The sequence below is a fragment of the Allobacillus halotolerans genome, from assembly GCF_018967645.1.
Classification (GTDB): Bacteria; Bacillota; Bacilli; order Bacillales; family Alkalibacillaceae; genus Allobacillus; species Allobacillus halotolerans.
Window position 1 is genome coordinate 710 of sequence record NZ_JAHLZF010000013.1, and the last position, 18,572, is coordinate 19,281.

At 39.5% G+C, this 18,572-nt stretch carries 18 protein-coding genes, 9 tRNA genes and 1 riboswitch; of the genes, 19 read left to right on the forward strand and 8 right to left on the reverse strand.

Features of this window, described 5'->3' with window-relative positions:
- Window positions 1–257 precede the first annotated feature (257 nt).
- From KQ486_RS09355 to thiE, 15 genes are all read left to right on the forward strand, one after another.
- Window positions 258–334: transfer RNA gene (locus tag KQ486_RS09355), tRNA-Asp, on the forward strand.
- A gap of 19 nt (window positions 335–353) precedes the next feature.
- Window positions 354–429: transfer RNA gene (locus KQ486_RS09360), tRNA-Phe, on the forward strand.
- 8 nt (window positions 430–437) lie between these two features.
- Window positions 438–522: transfer RNA gene (locus tag KQ486_RS09365), tRNA-Tyr, on the forward strand.
- Between the two features lie 11 nt (window positions 523–533).
- Window positions 534–607 (forward strand) — tRNA-Trp (locus KQ486_RS09370).
- 10 nt (window positions 608–617) lie between these two features.
- Window positions 618–690 (forward strand) — tRNA-His (locus tag KQ486_RS09375).
- A 9-nt stretch (window positions 691–699) separates the two neighbouring features.
- Window positions 700–774: transfer RNA gene (locus tag KQ486_RS09380), tRNA-Gln, on the forward strand.
- A 4-nt stretch (window positions 775–778) separates the two neighbouring features.
- Window positions 779–853, forward strand: a tRNA-Gly gene (locus KQ486_RS09385).
- A gap of 1 nt (window position 854) precedes the next feature.
- Window positions 855–925, forward strand: a tRNA-Cys gene (locus tag KQ486_RS09390).
- Window positions 926–972: 47 nt separating this feature from the next.
- Window positions 973–1,058, forward strand: a tRNA-Leu gene (locus KQ486_RS09395).
- 453 nt (window positions 1,059–1,511) lie between these two features.
- A complete protein-coding gene (locus KQ486_RS09400) occupies window positions 1,512–2,369 on the forward strand; it encodes a lysozyme inhibitor LprI family protein (protein WP_216687451.1) in 858 nt (285 codons plus the stop codon).
- A 238-nt stretch (window positions 2,370–2,607) separates the two neighbouring features.
- Entirely contained in the window at window positions 2,608–2,787 is a 180-nt protein-coding gene (locus KQ486_RS09405; protein ID WP_212371051.1) for a hypothetical protein, read from the forward strand.
- An 86-nt stretch (window positions 2,788–2,873) separates the two neighbouring features.
- A riboswitch (TPP riboswitch) is annotated at window positions 2,874–2,982 on the forward strand.
- A 71-nt stretch (window positions 2,983–3,053) separates the two neighbouring features.
- Window positions 3,054–3,815, forward strand: a complete 762-nt coding sequence (locus KQ486_RS09410; protein WP_144163668.1) for a 3-oxoacyl-ACP reductase — start codon at window positions 3,054–3,056, stop codon at window positions 3,813–3,815.
- 18 nt (window positions 3,816–3,833) lie between these two features.
- On the forward strand, window positions 3,834–4,628 hold the full coding sequence (thiM, locus tag KQ486_RS09415) for a hydroxyethylthiazole kinase (protein ID WP_216687452.1): 795 nt from the start codon (window positions 3,834–3,836) through the stop codon (window positions 4,626–4,628).
- A 12-nt stretch (window positions 4,629–4,640) separates the two neighbouring features.
- Window positions 4,641–5,450 carry a bifunctional hydroxymethylpyrimidine kinase/phosphomethylpyrimidine kinase gene (gene thiD / locus KQ486_RS09420; RefSeq protein WP_216687453.1) on the forward strand — a complete coding sequence of 270 codons (810 nt, stop codon included), beginning with the start codon at window positions 4,641–4,643 and terminating at the stop codon, window positions 5,448–5,450.
- A gap of 1 nt (window position 5,451) precedes the next feature.
- Window positions 5,452–6,108, forward strand: a complete 657-nt coding sequence (gene thiE / locus KQ486_RS09425; protein WP_216687454.1) for a thiamine phosphate synthase — start codon at window positions 5,452–5,454, stop codon at window positions 6,106–6,108.
- A 254-nt stretch (window positions 6,109–6,362) separates the two neighbouring features.
- Here the strand turns inward: thiE and KQ486_RS09430 are convergent, their stop codons facing one another.
- The 7 genes from KQ486_RS09430 to KQ486_RS09460 all read right to left on the reverse strand — a co-directional run bounded on the left by KQ486_RS09430 (window position 6,363) and on the right by KQ486_RS09460 (window position 12,143).
- A complete protein-coding gene (locus KQ486_RS09430) occupies window positions 6,363–6,974 on the reverse strand; it encodes an alpha/beta hydrolase (protein ID WP_216687455.1) in 612 nt (203 codons plus the stop codon).
- A 336-nt stretch (window positions 6,975–7,310) separates the two neighbouring features.
- On the reverse strand, window positions 7,311–7,487 hold the full coding sequence (locus KQ486_RS09435; RefSeq protein WP_216687456.1) for a hypothetical protein: 177 nt from the start codon (window positions 7,485–7,487) through the stop codon (window positions 7,311–7,313).
- A 65-nt stretch (window positions 7,488–7,552) separates the two neighbouring features.
- Entirely contained in the window at window positions 7,553–7,942 is a 390-nt protein-coding gene (locus KQ486_RS09440; RefSeq protein ID WP_144163663.1) for a hypothetical protein, read from the reverse strand.
- A gap of 102 nt (window positions 7,943–8,044) precedes the next feature.
- On the reverse strand, window positions 8,045–9,427 hold the full coding sequence (locus tag KQ486_RS09445; protein WP_216687457.1) for a sensor histidine kinase: 1,383 nt from the start codon (window positions 9,425–9,427) through the stop codon (window positions 8,045–8,047).
- Window positions 9,424–10,107 (reverse strand): response regulator transcription factor, encoded by a 684-nt coding sequence (locus tag KQ486_RS09450; protein WP_216687458.1) that lies wholly within the window; start codon window positions 10,105–10,107, stop codon window positions 9,424–9,426. The genes KQ486_RS09445 and KQ486_RS09450 overlap by 4 nt, the downstream gene beginning before the upstream one ends.
- A gap of 316 nt (window positions 10,108–10,423) precedes the next feature.
- Window positions 10,424–11,107: an ABC transporter ATP-binding protein gene (locus KQ486_RS09455; protein ID WP_216687459.1), complete on the reverse strand. Its 684-nt coding sequence runs from the start codon at window positions 11,105–11,107 to the stop codon at window positions 10,424–10,426.
- A gap of 1 nt (window position 11,108) precedes the next feature.
- Window positions 11,109–12,143, reverse strand: coding sequence for an ABC transporter permease (locus tag KQ486_RS09460; RefSeq protein WP_216687460.1), 1,035 nt, complete (start codon window positions 12,141–12,143; stop codon window positions 11,109–11,111).
- A 476-nt stretch (window positions 12,144–12,619) separates the two neighbouring features.
- On the opposite strand from KQ486_RS09460, the gene brnQ reads away from it, so the two are divergent.
- Entirely contained in the window at window positions 12,620–13,981 is a 1,362-nt protein-coding gene (brnQ, locus tag KQ486_RS09465; RefSeq protein WP_144163658.1) for a branched-chain amino acid transport system II carrier protein, read from the forward strand.
- Window positions 13,982–14,351: 370 nt separating this feature from the next.
- Here brnQ and KQ486_RS09470 read toward each other — a convergent pair whose 3' ends face one another.
- Window positions 14,352–15,203, reverse strand: a complete 852-nt coding sequence (locus tag KQ486_RS09470) for an MBL fold metallo-hydrolase (RefSeq protein ID WP_144163657.1) — start codon at window positions 15,201–15,203, stop codon at window positions 14,352–14,354.
- Between the two features lie 161 nt (window positions 15,204–15,364).
- Between KQ486_RS09470 and KQ486_RS09475 the strand changes: the two genes are divergently transcribed.
- The 3 genes from KQ486_RS09475 (at window position 15,365) to ahpC (ending at window position 18,565) form a co-directional block, all read left to right on the forward strand.
- Window positions 15,365–16,864, forward strand: coding sequence for a fatty acyl-CoA synthetase (locus tag KQ486_RS09475; protein WP_216687461.1), 1,500 nt, complete (start codon window positions 15,365–15,367; stop codon window positions 16,862–16,864).
- Between the two features lie 164 nt (window positions 16,865–17,028).
- Entirely contained in the window at window positions 17,029–17,676 is a 648-nt protein-coding gene (locus tag KQ486_RS09480; RefSeq protein ID WP_246569272.1) for a YczE/YyaS/YitT family protein, read from the forward strand.
- 319 nt (window positions 17,677–17,995) lie between these two features.
- Window positions 17,996–18,565: an alkyl hydroperoxide reductase subunit C gene (ahpC, locus tag KQ486_RS09485; RefSeq protein WP_216687462.1), complete on the forward strand. Its 570-nt coding sequence runs from the start codon at window positions 17,996–17,998 to the stop codon at window positions 18,563–18,565.
- The last annotated feature ends 7 nt before the right edge of the window (window positions 18,566–18,572 follow it).

Here is an 18,572-nt window from a genome sequence, read left to right on the forward strand (position 1 = left end):
ATTGAATTAACTTCGTAGCAAGGTAAGATATGGAGTACTCGAAGAGTGCAACCAAATTAATCATCGTATCTTCGTCGAATTAACTTCGATGTAAGATGAAATATGGAGTACTCGAAGAGTGCAACCAATTTATTTACCGCATCTACATTGAATTAACTTCGTAGCAAGGTAAAATAGGAAGTACCCGTAGGGTGCAACCAAATTAATCACCGACAATATAATACATACTAAAATGTAAATTTAATTTAAAACAAAATGGTCCGGTAGTTCAGTTGGTTAGAATGCCTGCCTGTCACGCAGGAGGTCGCGGGTTCGAGTCCCGTCCGGACCGCCATTTAAATAACAGATCTTATGGCTTGGTAGCTCAGTCGGTAGAGCAAAGGACTGAAAATCCTTGTGTCGGCGGTTCGATTCCGTCCCAAGCCACCATTTTATTTGGAGGGGTAGCGAAGTGGCTAAACGCGGCGGACTGTAAATCCGCTCCCTCAGGGTTCGGGAGTTCGAATCTCTCCCCCTCCACCATTTTTATAAATAGGGGTATAGTTTAATGGTAAAACGAAGGTCTCCAAAACCTTTGATGTGGGTTCGATTCCTACTACCCCTGCCATTTTAATATGGCGGTCGTGGCGAAGTGGTTAACGCACCGGATTGTGGCTCCGGCATTCGTGGGTTCGATTCCCACCGGTCGCCCTCAATCTTTGGGCTATAGCCAAGCGGTAAGGCAACGGGTTTTGGTCTCGTCATTCCCAGGTTCGAATCCTGGTAGCCCAGCCATTTTGCGGAAGTAGTTCAGTGGTAGAACACCACCTTGCCAAGGTGGGGGTCGCGGGTTCGAATCCCGTCTTCCGCTCCATGGCGGCATAGCCAAGTGGTAAGGCAGAGGTCTGCAAAACCTTTATCACCGGTTCAAATCCGGTTGCCGCCTCTCTGTTACAATCGTTATGAATATTGATTGCTGCCGTTTTATTACATGCCAGTGTGGCGGAATTGGCAGACGCGCGGGACTCAAAATCCCGTTCCCTTCATCGGGAGTGTCGGTTCGATCCCGACCACTGGTATACCAAGTCAAGTGACTTAGAATTAAAACCGTTAAAATGTTGTTCTATCAACGTTTTAACGGTTTTTTTGTGTTTGAATGTCGTCAGAAAGACTAAGTTTTAACCTATGCTACACAAATGCTACACATTGAAAACTGAAAAATTTATCAAACTAGACCAAAAGAACCTACCTTGAGCCAGTATATTATATGTTTTATAATCTTGATAACAGTTAGTAATAACATCCTTTTCAGCTTCTAACATCTCTACACCTTCTTAACCGCGTGCAGGATAGCATTATCGCTGATTAATTTTTTAGTTAAATCGAACAATGTTATAAATAAAGGAAATTTATTGGATATTGTCGAATTACTAGTAAGTAAGAGGGGAAAACCAAATAACGGTATTTTAAAGCTTCTAAATCGTTTGTCCCGAATAACAGACGGAACCGTTAACCATCAGGAGGATTCTTTTATGAAAAATCGAATAAAGTTTTCAATGACAGTATTTATTTCAATGATTATTATATTAGCTGCATGTGGATCAACTGATGAAGAAATTACGACAGTTAATAGTAAGAAAGAAGTGAATGATTTAACTGTAAGTGCAATTGAATCTAATAGTTCGATGGATGATGTTGAATCAAACGAATCTGATTCTGCTGAAAAAGAAAGTAAAGAAGTAAAAGTCCTATCGGAAACCAATGAACCTATTCAAATTGGTAGTGGGGAAGAAGCGATCAAATTCCTGAAGCAACAATTACTAGAGGGAAAAGATGATAATATTTCGTTTGGTACAAATGGTGAAATCGAAGAAGATGAAAAGGGTACATATTATACGGTTCAATTGGTCGACATATCGTTGCGTGTATCTGGGAAGACAGGGAACTTAGGTTATTATAAAGTGTATCAAGACGGTACGTATGAACTCTATCAATTAAGTTCTAATACAAATGTAAGCGACCAATCTACGGATGATAAAGAGAAATATCTAAGTAGACTTCGTGAGGTTGAAAAAGAGATGGAAACTTTACGAAAGAATTCCGACGCTATGACAACATTAGACATGGAGAAAGAACAAGTGTTTAGATATGAAGTTTGGGATAAAGAGCTGAATGAAATTTACGGCGTGTTGAGGGAAAAACTTAGTAAAGAACAGGCGGACCAATTAAGAAATAAACAACAAGAATGGATAGAATACAGAGATGAAACCGCTAAAGAAGAATCACTAACATATGAAGGTGGTTCCAAGGAATCTTTGCATTTTGTAGCAACTCAAGCAACTCTAACAAAAGAAAGATGCTTTGAGTTAGTATTAGATTATATGAATTAATCATTGGTGACAAAGTAAAACCGGCTCAGAGGTTATGTATGGAGTATATGAAGCCTTAAATAAATTAGGGTAATCGGTTACCCGGTTGGGATTCTCTTTTTAACAAAATTTGTCTTGGTCGCTTCAGTAATATATACAAGTATCTAACTAATTACGAATATCATAAGCTGTAAAGAAAGACCTTTTTATCGATATTCATATATGCCACTATACAATGAGTAAAAATGGAGGTGTCCGGATGACCAATCGTTATCATTGTTGTGCCACATGTAAACATTTTCGGATTGATCGATTTGAGGACGGTAGTAGACGAGTTTATTGTAAAAGACTAGGCTTTGATACGAAACCAACATACCAATTTAATTGCTGGGATCCAAAAGACCGCGTAGTGAAAGCGATGAAAGAAGAGAAAGAGTGATTAGAGAGATTTTATCATTCTATTCAAATAGTTGAGTTTATTAAAGGTTAAGTATAGAATGAAAAGTAATAGAATAATAAATGAATTGTTTCTACTAGGGGAGCTTGTGTTTCAAGCTGAGAAAAAAGGTACACTTTTTGACCCTCAGGACCTGATCTGGATCATGCCAGCGTAGGGAAGTAGTTTAAATGTTAACTACCAAACCAGGTCCTTGTGATCTGGTTTTTTATTTTCCCTATTAATACATAAATATGGAGGTAAATATTATGGAGCTAAACAAACAAACCGTATTAATTACTGGAGCAAGTAGAGGGGTGGGTGCTAAATTAGCCACTACTTTCGCTGAACAAGGTGCAAATGTTGTTGTGAATTATTTTAAAAGTAAAGAAAAAGCTGAGGAGCTATCAACAACGTTGGGGGAAAAAGCTATTGCACTACAGGCAGATGTCCGTGATACAGAACAAGTTGATGAAATGGTCAAAAAGGCTGTAGAACACTTTGGTACACCGATTACGACGATTGTGAATAACGCATTGGTAGATTTTCGTTTTGACCCAGTCGCTCAAAAGAATGCATTTGCCCTCGACTGGGATGGTTTCAATACACAGTTCGAAGGAAGCATTAAAGCCTCCTTAAACACGATACAAGCATGCTTAAGCGACATGAAGGAGCAACAGTTTGGTCGTGTGATTAACATTGGAACGAATCTCGTCCAAAACCCAGTCGTTGCGTACCACGAATATACAACGGGTAAAGCGGCAATGATTGGATTTACGCGTAATATGGCGAAGGAATTAGGTCAATACGGTATTACTGTCAATATGGTCTCTGGCGGGTTATTAAAAGAAACGGATGCAAGTAGTGTAACCACAGAGGAAGTGTTTGGAATTATTGAGTCAACCACACCTTTACAAAAAGCAACTAGGCCTGAGGAATTAGCTGATGCAGCTTTATTTTTTGCTTCACCTTGGGCACGAGCAATTACTGGACAAAACCTCGTCGTAGACGGCGGACTAGTGATGGATTAAAACAGGAGGGAATCGAGCATGTATAAGAATTTAAAGGTCGTACAAGAACAGACCCCGTTAGTTCATAATATAACGAATCAAGTGGTGACAAATTTTACGGCGAATGGATTGTTAGCTGTTGGCGCATCACCGGTCATGGCGAATGCGATTGAAGAGGTTGCAGAAATGGCTTCGATTGCAGGAGCAGTCGTCCTAAATATAGGGACGTTAACGACAGACACAGTTGATGCCATGATCGAAGCTGGCAAAGCGGCAAACGAAAAAGGTAACCCTGTCATTTTAGACCCTGTGGGGGCAGGCGCAACAAGTTTCCGCACTGCAAAAGCAAAGCAGATTTTAAATGAAGTAAACGTTACTGTTTTAAGAGGGAACACAGCTGAGATTGCTCATTTAACGGGTGAGCAGTGGGAAATCAAAGGTGTTGATGCTCGTTCGGGAGATGGAGACGTCACACAATTGGCTAAGAGAGCTTCAGAACTCTTTAACAGTACAGTAGTGATTACGGGTGAAATAGATGTCATTTCAAATAATAAAGGTACAAATCTCGTCACAAATGGTGATCCCTTACTGATAAAAGTGACAGGAAGCGGTTGTTTATTATCTTCAGTGATTGGTGCATTTGCTGCTGTAAATAACAATATTCTTGAAGCGGCTACATCGGCTGTTTCCTTTTATGGTATTGCTGCAGAGAAAGCGGCAAATTTAGTCGGAGACAGAGGACCTGGAAGTTTTCAAATTGAGTTTTTAAATCAACTTTCGAAAGTAACAAAAGACGATGAAGTTCTTAGTAAAATCGAAAAAACTACGAAATAAAGGAGCCGAACTATGGTTATCGCAAAAGCATTAACGATCGCTGGGTCAGATAGTGGTGGTGGAGCGGGGATTCAAGCAGATCTTAAAACTTTTCAAGAGTTAGACGCTTATGGAATGTCCATTATAACTGCAGTAACAGCTCAGAATACGTTAGGCGTTCATGGGGTTTATCCGATACCTTTAAATGGGATTGTTGAGCAGATTGATGCAATCGGTAAGGACATGGGAACGAACGCATTGAAAACGGGCATGTTATTTTCGAGTGAGATCATAGAGGCTGTTAGTGAGCGAATTCATCATTACCAATGGGACAATGTTGTCATTGATCCAGTTATGATTGCTAAAGGTGGGGCAAAGCTTTTGCAAGATGAAGCTGTTAACGCATTGATCGATACACTGATTCCACTATCGACGGTCGTAACACCTAATATTCCTGAAGCGGAAATAATCACCGACAGAAAAATAAAAACCATGGATGACCGAAAGAGAGCCGCTCAAGATATCGTTCGAATGGGCGCTACGTCGGTTGTAATGAAAGGCGGTCATGGAAGCGAAGATGACGTTGTTGACTTATTTTTTGATGGTGAAACATTCGTTGAAATGACTTCTCCAAGAATAGACACCCGTCATACACATGGAACAGGCTGTACGTTTTCTGCTGCGATTACAGCCGAACTAGCAAAAGGCGTTGAAATAAAGCAAGCAGTCCTAACAGCAAAAGATTTTACCCGTGCAGCAATCGAAACGGAATTAGGGATAGGCGAAGGACATGGGCCTACTAATCATTGGGCGTATAAAAAAAGGGGTGTAAAAAGTTTCTGATATGATAGACAAAAGAACAGAACAAATCAAAGAATTACTTCCTGTTTATTTTATTATGGGGAGCCCTAACTGTAATGGCAGGGACCCGGTTAACGTGCTTGAAGAAGCGATTGAAGGAGGCATTACTCTATTTCAATTTCGAGAAAAAGGAGAAAAAGCTCTAACTGGAAACGAGAAAGTGAGGTTGGCAGAGCGCTTGCAAAGAGTATGTCAGGAAAACCATATTCCCTTTATCGTAAATGACGATCTCGATTTAGCAATCGAGCTAGATGCTGACGGCGTTCATGTTGGCCAAGACGATTTGGAAGCGGGTATAGTAAGAGAAAAGTTTAGCAATAAGATTTTAGGCGTTTCCACGCACACGATTGAAGAAGCAGCACAAGCGATCAAAGATGGGGCGGATTATTTAGGTTTAGGTCCAATTTATCCGACGAGTTCTAAAGACGATGCTGAAGAAGTCGCAGGGACAGAGATTATTGAACGCTTTAGAGATCATGGGATCACTTTACCGATTGTAGGGATCGGTGGCATTACATCTGAGAATGCTGAGCAAGTGATTCAAGCAGGTGCGGATGGAGTCGCCGTAATCTCTGCTATTGCTTCTTCACCTAATGTGGAAGAGGCAGCCAAAAGCTTTCTCCGTGCTAATAATAAGTAATGGGGGTGTGACATATGTCCATTCCTGAGAAAATTATAAAAGAGATTGATATGTAGAGTGGACAAGAAAGGCAAAAGGTACTTGAAAAGATTGAGGAAAAAATCGATATAATTACTGTGCAGTTTTGGATTAAGCAACTTGAAAAAAGTAAAACATCTTCTTGAATGAATGATAAAAAAATTGCTTCGTCGAGATTTTTGACGAAGCAATCCTTATCATTCACTGTACTTCAAAGTCCCATATTTCCTACATACTTAAGCATCATTTTTAATTGATTCATTCAACCAGTTTCTTGCCTCCAAAGCGACTTCCTGTGTTAAATTATGTCCGTTCACCCAAGCTGTCGTTACATCGGCTCCTCGGTCTTTAAAGAGATTGATCACCCGTTCACTTTCGGATTCCGGTACAATCGGATCGCCTTTTCCAAGGGATAAGAAGACGTCCATATCGCTGAAGTCTTGCGTCTTTTCAACATCAGCTGGATACAACGGGGCGAATAAAGCAGCTTTCTTGAATGATTCTGGATACTCTAACATCAATTGAATCGCGATGTTGGAACCGTTTGAGAATCCGACAAAAATGACATCTTCCAATTTGAAATCATGCTCTTGTGATTTTTCGACGATGAAGTCATAAAGCTCAGTTCCACGAAATTTCAGATCTTCCCAATCATACTTGCCTTCGCCGTGACGTTTAAAGAATCTGTTCATCCCATTTTCTTGTACATTGCCTCGAACACTTAAGATGTTATATTCAGGGTTTAGTAACTCTCCAAGACCAATCAAGTCTTTTTCTGTGCCACCTGTTCCGTGAAGAAGTACGAAAACTGGTGCGCCTTTTTTATTTTCCATGTAAATGTGTTCCATGTAATTCCCCTCCATTTTTATTCAGGTCGATTGATTGTAAATAATTTACTTATTGTAGCGTAGTCATTACCCGCTAGTCTGCTGACAGCATCTAACTTCTTCAGACTGCCAAACTGTTAATACATTCATTCCAGAAACAGCTTTCCAGTTAGATACTTTACCTAATCGTTAACCGGTAAACTCACTTAACATGAATTTATATATTATGAATTAGAGATATTATCGAAAAAAATATAAATCCAAGTATTGCTTATGAAATTTTTGCACATTAACTTCAATGAGTTGTTAATTTGCATTGTACGTGAGTTTATTTAAAAAGTAAAGGATTATGGATGATCAAAGGCCGTCTTCAGTGTTAATTCGTTCGGCTTCAGTGTTTATCAGCCCAGCTTCAGGGTTAATCCGCACCGCTTCAGTGTTTATCAGCCCAGCTTCAGGGTTAATTTGCACCGCTTCAGGGTTAATCCGCATAACTTCAGCGTTAATCCATGCAGCTTCAGGGTTATTCTGCACACCTTCAGGGTTAACCGTATAGCTTAGTAACTTATAAGGCTTGAATCCATAATCCTTTATCGTACTTATTTTTCTTCTTTTACAAACAAGGTGAGCAAGAAAAAGAAGAAGAAACTGGCTAGTAATGCAACACCACCACCGATATAGACTGATAGCGTGACGCCAGTAGGAAGTTCAAATGGCTTCACCATATATAACCACATGCCGATCGTTAATCCTACAGAACCGATAATGGCTGTCCAAACATGAAGCTTCGTTAATAGTGAATCCTTTTGTTGAAAGATCTTGTAATAAACGGCCCATCCGAAAAGGGTTAGCCAGCCGACGACAAGAATATGGGCATGCACCGCACGGAATGCATAAGAACCAGAACCGGCCATATGTGCACCTAAGATAGCACCAATCAGTCCGAATATTCCCGCAAACTGCAATAAAATCTTACTGTTTTTATTCATTCAATACCCCTCCAATTGTTCAAGGTTTCATTATATAAAGTATATCTCTTGAATATGAACGGGGTATGAACAAAGGTTAATGACAGTTGCGATTAGTTAAACTTAACTTTTCGGTAATTCCACATCAATTGTTGTTCCTTCGTTTTCATTACTGTTTATATGAATTGTTCCACCATGCAATTGGACGATGGCTTGGACAATCGATAGTCCTAATCCTGTACCTTCAATCAATCGCGTTCTCGCAGAATCGACTCGATAAAAACGATCAAAGATTTTCGCTTGTTCATCTGCTTTTATTCCGATGCCTGAGTCGATGAAGGAGACGCGCACAGATTCAGGTTTTTCTTCAACTAACAATTCAATGCTGCCATCTGGCCTGTTATATTTAATGGCATTCGTTAATAAATTTTCCCAAACCGTATGGAGTAAAGCAGGATCAGCAGTAATCGTTACGTCCGGTAGTTTAAATCCGATTGATATATTTTTCTCATCCATTTGCCACTGATGATTCCTGATCAGTTCTTTAAGCTGTTCACCTATATGAACGGTAGTCTCTTTCATCAAATCTTCGTCGCGATCCAATGACGCAAGCAATAGTAGTTGTTTCGTTAATGTCGAAAGTCGGCTAATCTCACCATTAATGATGGAAATGTAATTGCTTTTTTCTTCTGGATTGAGAGAATCACTTTCTAGCAGGTTTGTATAGCCTTTTATATTGGATAAAGGTGACTGTATATCATGTGAGATGTTGGAAATAAATTCTTTTCTCATTTCGTTTGTCTGTTCTAGCCTGTTAGCCATTCGTAAAAAATGAGAAGAAAGCTCCCCAAGTTCATCATTCCGCTCTGTATCGAGCTCATCCACATTAAAATTACCTTCAGATAACGTTTTTGTTGCTGTCGTCAGTTTTGAAATGGGTTGAACTAAGTATTTTGTACTGAAAAGAACCATAATAATACTGAGCAGAATGGTTAGGGCTAGCAGCCAACCAAATAAAATATGCATCTCATTGAAAAGCAGTTTAATGTCCGGACGAAGAAAGAGTGCATAGTTTTCATCATTATGTGCTAATGGCACACCAATTGTATTTTTTAATTCATTCGCAAAGAAACCGGTCACGAATGTTTCTTGTGGGAAGTTTAAAATTCCATGAAAAACATTACCGCTTAATACTTGTTCAACAGCGGACTTTGAAAGGTTGTATTCCCGGAAAGGGGCACCGAATGACGTCTCATCGCCAGATTCATCGACTAAATAAAGTTGATATCCAATCGAAGAGATGTTTTCCAAGTAATCATGCAGGTTGACCTCAGGATGTTGTTCGGTGAATTCAGCGATATTCAATGCAATTTCCGTGTTCTTTTCGTCGTTTTCAGGTTTTAATTTTTGTTGATAATACGTATTGGAAATGAAAAAGGCAATAACGCTACTAAAAATCATAATGCCGATTGTAATCCATACAAATTTAACATAAAGGGACCTCATTTGCGTTTAGCCTCCAATGAATACCCAACGCCACGCACGGTTTTAATTTGAAAATCATCTGTTAAATTAGAGAAGCGTTGCCTTAATCGTTTAATATGAACGTCGACTGTTCGTTCATCGCCTTCATAATCCCAACTCCAAACATGTTCAATTATATGTTCTCTTGAAAACACATGCATCGGATTGGATGCTAAAAAGTAGAGGAGTTCGAATTCCTTTAAAGGTAAAAGAATTGTTCGATCATCGATTTGGACTTCATATGTTTGTTTATTGATTATCGTATTGCCGAATCGGATCTTCGAATCGTCATCTGAATGACTGTCGTACCGTCGAAACAATGCTTCGATTCGAAAGATTAATTCTTTCGGCTCAAACGGTTTAACGAGATAATCATCTGTACCGGATTTAAACCCTTCCTCTTTGTCATTAATTTGATCTTTGGCTGTTAAAAGGATGACGGGTATATCGAATTCTCTTCGTATTTCTCTCGTTAAAGCAAAGCCATCCATGAAAGGCATCATGACATCGACGACTGCTAAATCACATTGTTCCTTATGAAGAATTTTTAATGCATCTGTCCCGTCTTTTGCTTGAACGACGTGATAACCCGCTTCGGTTAAATGGATGGATACCAACTGCAAAATGTTTATATCGTCATCGACAACAAGAATTGTTTTCATTGCGTAGCCTCCTTCTTAACCATTTTCAATTGCAAATAGAGCTTGGGACAAATCTGAATTATAAACTCAGAAACACGAATAACAATCTAACTTAGCGTAGGAAATATACGGAGTCTTCTGCGGGAGCAAAAGCCTAGGTGAGACCCCGCAGTGCGAAGCACGAGGAGGCTCAACAGCTGCCCGCGAAAAGCGCAGTATATTTCCGAAGCGAGTATTTCCGGCACACTAAATTAGAATATTCGTATCTGTGTCAACTTTAAAGGTATTGTCTCAGCCTCTTTATATTCTCACTATCGTTAATCGTTTTCTACTAATGTCATTTATTTTCTAGGACCATTCCATCACTCATTTGTAGAATCCGGTCTACGTAAGTGAGCATTTCTTCATCGTGAGTAACCATTAACGTTGTAATATTCATCTTTTTCGTTAAGTCACGTATTAATTCCATCATATCTTTGGATCGTTTTGAATCCAAGCTTGCCGTCGGTTCATCAGCAAAAAGAACTTTTGGTTTGTGAATGATCGCACGAGCAACGGCAACTCGCTGTTTTTCACCACCCGATAATGAAGAAGGGTAGGCATTTTTTCGGTGTTCCATTCCAATCACATTTAGAAGCTGATCAATTTCTTTTTTTTGTTCTCTCTTTGATAATGTAGATTCAGAGACTTCCAGCATAAGCATCAATTGTTCTTCCACTGTGAGGAAAGGAACAAGGTGAGCAAATTGAAAGACGAAGCCAAATTCCTTTGCACGTATTTTACGTACTTGTTCAGAACTCATGGTTGTCAGGTTATTGCCATCAAACAGAACTTCACCATCGGAAGCGGGTTGTAATCCTGCAGCAATCGTCAACAGTGTACTCTTGCCAGAACCCGATGTACCGACGAGTGCGGTGATTTCTCCTTCTTTTAGCGATAGGCTAATGCCTTTCAATATATTTTCCTCTATTTCACCATTTGTAAATGTTTTCTCTACTTCGTCCAATGTGAATATCGTCAAATTAATCCTCTCCTTGTTGGATCGCCCGAAGCGGCTCGATTTTTCTAATTTGTAATCCTGAAAGTGTAGCTCCGATAAAACCGACAACTAAGAAAATGATTGATAGCTGTGTTGTCGTCTCAAAGGTTAAGTGAAAAGGCATTCCTTCAGGTGCGATGCTATTGAACGCATGACTTAGCGAAATGGACAGCGCCAAAGCAATGATGGTAATGAATAACATTTGTGTCCAGATCATCTTGAACAGTCTACTTGTTTTGATTCCAACGGCTTTTAGAATTCCATATAAACCAATCTTTTGAATGTTCATCATGTAGAAAAAGATTGCAAACAACATGCCACTGATGACGATTAAAAACGAAACAATCATTGTTAAGGACATTTGTTCTGCGTTATAACTCGGAATCGTACTTAAAAAATCTTTATTCGAGTAGGATTGTAATCCAGTGAAATTTTGTGCTGAATTTTCTCCTGGTAGGAAAACTAATTGCATTTGTTCAACGTTATACATCTTTTTATAGTCTTCACTATTAATATACGCGACTGGCGCATGGCTGAATTTCTTTTGATCAACGAAACCTTTGACGACTAATTCATCACGGAGTTGATTGTTTGTTAATAGATCCCCCACTTTTATACCTTTCTCTTTCAACGAGCGATCTACGATGACTTCCCTTTCATCAACTTGTGTAAATAGTTTTGAATCGGTTGCTGTAACGAATGCAACACTTTGCTGTTTGTCCTCCTGATCAATCAAGAACCCCATTTGAATCGATAAGGCAACCGCATTTTGATGGTCATTCATGATTTCATGTTGAACATCCGAATCTATTCTAGATAGATTGTAAGTTTCCTCAGCATCTTCACTCATATAGAAATGACCTTCTGGTAAATCTTTTATTAAAGCGGCATTATCCTGTGACAATCCGTTCGCTAAGCCGGATATAATCATTGTCAATAAACTAACAAGGAAAATGATTGAGCCTAGAATCAAAAATCTACTTTTATTTTTCTTGATTTCTTTCCAGCCAATGTTCATCTTTCCATTCCTCCAAGCATTTTGATAATTTTAGTTTACCCATTGAATATGAACGACAGATGAACGGGGGAGAGTAAACTTGTACGAAAATCAAAAGAGTGATGGAGAGAGTATGCAGGAGATTGTTAACACGAGCGTGAAACTATTAAATAAGACATTTGGACTTGGCCAGTGGTGTAACAGGCCAAGCGATTATCATTGATGGAGGGTATACTGCTCAGTAAAGCCGTTTAAAACCGGAAAATGAATAAAAAAATCAGGCAAACAAATCCCGAATTCATGATATTAAAATTGAATGATTTCCCTTGCTGCGTAAACAACTAGATAAATTGGAAAAAACTTTGTCACAATTTGTCTAAAAATTCACTTAAAAAGCATTGAAATATAAACACAATCGTAGTACCATAAGTTTCGCTTGATAAATTAAATATTTCAGAAAAATCACAGAAATTAATCATCGATGGGGGAACTCGATTGTGAAATTATCATTCTCATCCTATGCAGCAGTAGGAGTTATGTTATTCGCGTTATTTTTTGGCGCTGGAAATCTGATTTTTCCGGCAAGTTTAGGACAGAATGCTGGTGAAAATCTCTGGCCAGCGGCAATTGGCTTTTTAATCACGGGTGTTGGCTTGCCACTCCTCGGAATCATCGCCATGAGTTTTTCAGGGAGTCGAAATTTACAAGAGCTTGCGGCACGGGTGCACCCGTTATATGGAGTGTTTTTTACATCATTATTATACTTAACGATCGGGCCATTCTTCGCCTCCCCTCGTACGGGAACGGTGGCGTTTGAAATCGGTATATCCTCTTTTGTCAGTGAGTCGTCTCAGCAACTAGCATTATTTATTTTTACGTTATTATTTTTCTTAGTCGTTCTTTTCTTTTCCTTAAAGCCAGGACAGCTAGTTGATACAATCGGTAAAATGTTGGCGCCTGGGTTAGTTTCTTTGATTGCGATCTTATTAGTAACCGCTTTCGTCAATCCGATGGGTGAATTCCAATCACCACAGGAATCTTATTCGGATGGAGCATTTCTGACAGGGTTTCTTGAAGGCTACAATACAATGGACGCACTTTCATCTTTAGTTTTCGGCATTATCGTCATCAATGCGATTTATGCGATGGGTGTTACGTCGAAAAAAGATATACTTCGGACGACTATTAAAGCTGGTAGCATAGCCATTTTACTTCTTGGAACCATGTATGTGGGGATTGCTTATTTAGGAGCAATCAGTACACAGGTTCTTCCAATATTTGATAATGGTGGGCCTGTTTTAAGTGGCGCAGCCTCGCATTATTATGGAACATTCGGCTCTGTATTGTTAGCGATTGCCATTATACTGGCATGTTTAACGACAGCGATTGGATTGACTGTGGCCAACGCTCAATACTTTCATTCATTGATGCCGAAATTCAGCTATAAAACCTATGTTATTTTCTTTGTGACAATCACGTTTGCCATTGCGAACTTTGGACTGACAAATATCATCACTTATTCCGTACCGATTTTAATGTTTTTATACCCATTAGCGATCGTTTTAATTTTATTAACGTTTTTATCACCACTATTTAAGCATGCACAACTTGTTTACATCACGACGATTTCGGTCACTTTTGTAATCGGTTTCTTTGACGGGTTGAAGTCGCTTGCTGAATCATTAGGAATCGATTACTTCGCTTGGATGCAACCGATAATAACCCTTTTTGAGAAATGGTTACCATTATATGGTCAAGGACTCGGTTGGTTAGTGCCAGCAGCTATATCCATTGTTATAACTGGCTTGATCAGTCGATTCCAAATGAGCAAAGTATCTACATCACGACAAACTACGTAAAATAAATGAGGGTTAAAAAATAGAAAGACGGCACCTGCCATGAAAATAAATGGTTAGGTGCCGTTTTTTGTTCTGTTCATTTAAAAAAATGTTTTAATCAGGGATAGCGTGTGAAAATTGCTCCCTATCGTTGAATAGAAGCACTCTAATCGGGGGTAGCGTACGAAAATACCTCTCTAGCTTCGAATAGAAGCGTTCTAATCGGGGGTAGCACACGAAAATAGCTCTCTACCTTCGAATAGAAGCGTTCTAATCGGGGGTAGCGCACGAAAATAGCTCTCTATCCTCGAATAGAAGCTTTCTAATCGAAGATAACGTACCGAAATAACGCTCTACCCCGGAATAGAAGGGCTCTGAATGATAAAAGCACTTAAATCCGAAATCCGTTCACGAAGTACTCCATAATTTCTTTTTCTTCTTCATTTAATTCGCGTTGCAAAAGTGAGGCCATCTCATGAGCCATAGAATCTCGTTCTCCTTGATGCTTTTCCGCTAACCGCGCGCAGGTTTTCAACAATGATCGAAAGGAAGAGAATTCTTCTTTCGTAAATGGTCCAGGGTGATGGGACAAGAAGAATGTTTCTGCGTCGAACTCATCAATTCTGTCTAGTAGCTTCGTTATGTTTTCAGTCGTATAGTGCCACTTTTCTGCATACATATTTGCATAGAGGCAATCTCCGAGAAAGAGCATTTTTTCCTCGGGTACATAAATTAGCGTCGAGTCAGGTGAGTGGTCGCCGCCAACGTGCTCGATGATACAGGAAACCCCACCGAGATTTAGTTTGATTTGATGATCAAACGTAATGGTTGGGTCTGGAATCATAACGTTTCGATCAGCACCTAATTCAAGCTTGATTGCTTCCGAACAAAAAGGGATTTCAATACCTTGTTCGACACGGCGGTCTAATGCTTGGTCATTCCAAGAATAGCCTTGCAGTTTTTTCATTCCTTGAAGAGTCAGGTTGTTCGCAATCGAAGGGAGGTTCATTTCCTGCAACCCAAATACGTGATCCCAATGCCAATGGGTAAGTGCTAATAAGTGACCACAAATCCCATGAACATTCAGTTGCTGGTTGAACAGTTTTGCATGTTCCGCAGAATTTCCGGCATCGATGAGTAGTGTCCGTGAATCCCCAACGACCGCTGCCAAAATTGGACGATCTGTTTTGGGATACGGTGGTAGGTAATAGATTCGGTCAGAAAGTTGTTGGACGGTCTGCATGATTTAATCTCCTTTAAACTATTTCTTCTATTATAAGGAATGAAGATAAGATTGACCAACTATTGCAGGTTAGACATTTTTGAGCTAAAATTAAATCAAATAATTCTGATAATACTAAAGTTTTTGAATTTAAGTTTATATAACGAAATGGAGGAGATGAAATGAGATCCAACACCATTGCTGAAACAGTCAAACGGACAGCGAAACGGACTCCGCACCACACGGCAATCATTTATGGGGAAAGAACGTGGACGTATGAACAGTTAGATCAAGCAGTCACCAGTGTAGCTCTCGAATTACAAAACCAAGGTGTGAACAAGGGAGAACGTGTTGCTGCGTATGGAAAAAACTCCGACTTATATGTATTACTTTATCTGGCGGCGGTTCGCTTAGGGGCAATTCACGTACCAGTAAACTTTCAACTGAAAGGGGCGGAGCTAGACTATATTTTAAGTGATTCAGACCCGACATTGGTTGTTGCCGATCGCGATCTTGCAAGCGAGATCGAAAAGACCGAGAACAATCACGATCAAGAAGTAATTTACTTTGAAGATCATATTTTAGCGTGGACGACGAAACATGAGGATTCTACAGAGGTTGCTTTCGAAGTGGAGGATACGGATGTTGCCCAGCTGCTTTACACATCTGGAACGACTTCCAATCCAAAAGGTGCGATCATGACACATCGGGCATTAGTTCATCACTATGTAAGTTGTATCCAAGGACTAGATATTAAAGAATCGGATCGAGCACTTCATAGTATGCCACTGTATCATTCTGCACAAATGCATGTTTTCATGCTACCCGCCTTAATGGTTGGTGGCTGGAACAAAGTGTTGAAAGCTCCTGTGCCTGATCAAGTTCTACAGTCAATAGAAGAAGACGAAATCACTTCATTTTTCGCGGCGCCAACGGCATGGGTTTCTTTAGCGAATCACCCAGATTTTACGAAACATGATTTAAGTACATTGAAAAAAGCCTATTACGGTGCTTCGATCATGCCAGGTCCAATTTTAGAACGACTGCAAAACCATCTTCCTGAATTAGGATTTTACAACGTGTTTGGCCAGTCTGAAATGGGACCAGCCTGTACGGTTTTACTTCCTGAAGAACATGAAGACCGTCCAGGTTCAGCAGGACGTCCGCTTATTTTCGTCGAAACACGGGTAGTTGATTCGGAAGGTAAGGATGTTGCTGTTGGTGAGCTTGGCGAAATCGTATATCGATCCCCGCATTTATGTCTAGGTTATTGGAATAAGCCAGAAGCAACGAGCGAAGCATTTAGAGACGGATGGTTCCACTCTGGTGATCTTGTGAAAATGGATGAAGAAGGTTATATCGAAGTCATTGACCGTGTAAAAGATGTCATTAATACGGGTGGTGTCGTTGTAGCTTCGAGAGAAATTGAGGATTGTATTTACGAACTACCTCAAGTTGCAGAAGTCGCGGTCGTCGGTGTTCCCGATGAAAGGTGGATTGAAGCGGTGACCGCATTTGTCGTCACAAAAGATCAGGTTACTGAAGACGAAATCATTCAACATGTGAAAGACAACCTTGCAAGCTTCAAAGTACCGAAACATGTTGAACTCGTCGACAAATTGCCGAGAAACGCTAGCGGAAAGATTCTAAAACGACAACTCCGTGACGCCATAACAAGATAACAATTACTAACCTCTCGAATAAAGTACTTCGAGAGGTTTTTTGATGTGTTGAAAAACAATCTGTCGTTCATCCGTTTCAATCTTCCATCTATAATCTGCAAACTTTCTTATCCAGTTGTTTCGTATTATTATAGATGTAGGAGAGAAAGAAAGGAAGAAGCAAGATGTTTATGTTTGTCACACGTTGGCTGTTTTATTTTATCGGCTTACTTACATTTAGCTACGGAATTACAATAGCACTTAGTATGCAACATCTGGGAATTCATCCATGGGACGTCCTTGCTGTTGCGCTATTTGAAAAATTGGGGTTATCCATTGGTACCTGGGCAATTATCATTTCATTAATTTTAATCATCGTCTCTTGGTTTTTGGATAAAAGCTATATTAAATTAGGGACATTTTTGAACGGTGTGCTGGTTGGTGCCTTTGTCGATTTATTTCTGTGGATTGATTTTCTGCCGAACGCGAGCCTCACTTGGACAGATTCACTTATCATGATCGGCGGAATGGTCGTAATGGGTATCGGTGGCGGATTATATAATTCGGCTCAGGTCGGGTCAGGGCCGAGAGATGGATTTATGTTATCCATTGCAGACAAAACAAATGCACCAATCGGAAGAGTGCGAATCATCGTTGAAAGTTTTATCCTACTTCTAGGATTGATTCTCGGAGGGCCTGTGTTTTGGTTTACACTTATTTTTACATTCGTTCAAAGCCCAGTATTTGCTTATTCATTCACAAGGTTTAAAACCGTATTATCTTTTATTGAACGTCGACACCATACAACGAAAAATAAATCTGAAGCTGTCTGAGTATAAAATAGCCAAATTATATTACAATAATCGAGAAGTCAGACCTTACGATTTATTTACAAATCCACTTTGGTGTTTATGAATTCTTTTACGTGGAATGCTATGATATAAGGTCAAAATCATAGGTGGATTAGGTTATTTTATCGTTAAATTCTCAATTAACATGACTAATTAATGATACTAAACGAATAAAAATTGTGACCAAAGTTTAAACATTGTTGCATAACGACCGTACTTGTTGACAGTTCTGCGGGTTTATTATAATATGTATTTGATTGTAATTATTATTAATAAATATCTATTAGGAGGAATAATTACTATGTCATTAATCGGAAAAGAAGTACAACCATTTCAGGCGAAAGCTTATCACCCTGTAAACGATGAATTTATAGACGTTACAGAAGAGAGCTTAAAAGGTCAGTGGAGCGTTGTTTGTTTTTACCCTGCAGACTTTTCTTTCGTATGTCCTACAGAGCTTGAAGATCTTCAAGAACAGTATGACACATTGAAAGACCTAGGTGTAGAAGTTTATTCCGTATCAACAGATACTCACTTCGTACACAAAGGTTGGCACGATAACTCTGAAAAAATCGGTAAAATCAAATACCCAATGATTGGTGATCCATCAGGTACTGTTTCTCGTAATTTCGATGTATTAAATGAAGAGTCCGGTCTTGCAGATCGCGGTACTTTCGTCATTGACCCAGATGGTGTCATTCAGACAGTTGAAATTAACGCAGATGGAATTGGCCGTGACGCAAGCATCATTGTCGATAAAATTAAAGCAGCACAATACGTGCGTAAGAATCCAGGCGAAGTTTGCCCAGCTAAATGGGAAGAAGGATCTGAAACATTAACACCAAGTCTAGACTTAGTAGGTAAAATTTAAGGAGTGC

Bases quoted from the DNA above. Each gene is read 5' to 3' on its own strand.
- KQ486_RS09480 (WP_246569272.1), top strand. From the start codon at position 17,029: ATGTTTATGTTTGTCACACGTTGGCTGTTTTATTTTATCGGCTTACTT.
- KQ486_RS09410 (WP_144163668.1), top strand. From the start codon at position 3,054: ATGGAGCTAAACAAACAAACCGTATTAATTACTGGAGCAAGTAGAGGG.
- KQ486_RS09440 (WP_144163663.1), bottom strand. From the start codon at position 7,942: ATGAATAAAAACAGTAAGATTTTATTGCAGTTTGCGGGAATATTCGGA.
- KQ486_RS09475 (WP_216687461.1), top strand. From the start codon at position 15,365: ATGAGATCCAACACCATTGCTGAAACAGTCAAACGGACAGCGAAACGG.
- KQ486_RS09445 (WP_216687457.1), bottom strand. From the start codon at position 9,427: ATGAGGTCCCTTTATGTTAAATTTGTATGGATTACAATCGGCATTATG.
- KQ486_RS09405 (WP_212371051.1), top strand. From the start codon at position 2,608: ATGACCAATCGTTATCATTGTTGTGCCACATGTAAACATTTTCGGATT.
- KQ486_RS09430 (WP_216687455.1), bottom strand. From the start codon at position 6,974: ATGGAACACATTTACATGGAAAATAAAAAAGGCGCACCAGTTTTCGTA.
- KQ486_RS09400 (WP_216687451.1), top strand. From the start codon at position 1,512: ATGAAAAATCGAATAAAGTTTTCAATGACAGTATTTATTTCAATGATT.
- thiM (WP_216687452.1), top strand. From the start codon at position 3,834: ATGTATAAGAATTTAAAGGTCGTACAAGAACAGACCCCGTTAGTTCAT.
- KQ486_RS09450 (WP_216687458.1), bottom strand. From the start codon at position 10,107: ATGAAAACAATTCTTGTTGTCGATGACGATATAAACATTTTGCAGTTG.
- KQ486_RS09460 (WP_216687460.1), bottom strand. From the start codon at position 12,143: ATGAACATTGGCTGGAAAGAAATCAAGAAAAATAAAAGTAGATTTTTG.
- thiD (WP_216687453.1), top strand. From the start codon at position 4,641: ATGGTTATCGCAAAAGCATTAACGATCGCTGGGTCAGATAGTGGTGGT.
- KQ486_RS09470 (WP_144163657.1), bottom strand. From the start codon at position 15,203: ATGCAGACCGTCCAACAACTTTCTGACCGAATCTATTACCTACCACCG.
- ahpC (WP_216687462.1), top strand. From the start codon at position 17,996: ATGTCATTAATCGGAAAAGAAGTACAACCATTTCAGGCGAAAGCTTAT.
- thiE (WP_216687454.1), top strand. From the start codon at position 5,452: ATGATAGACAAAAGAACAGAACAAATCAAAGAATTACTTCCTGTTTAT.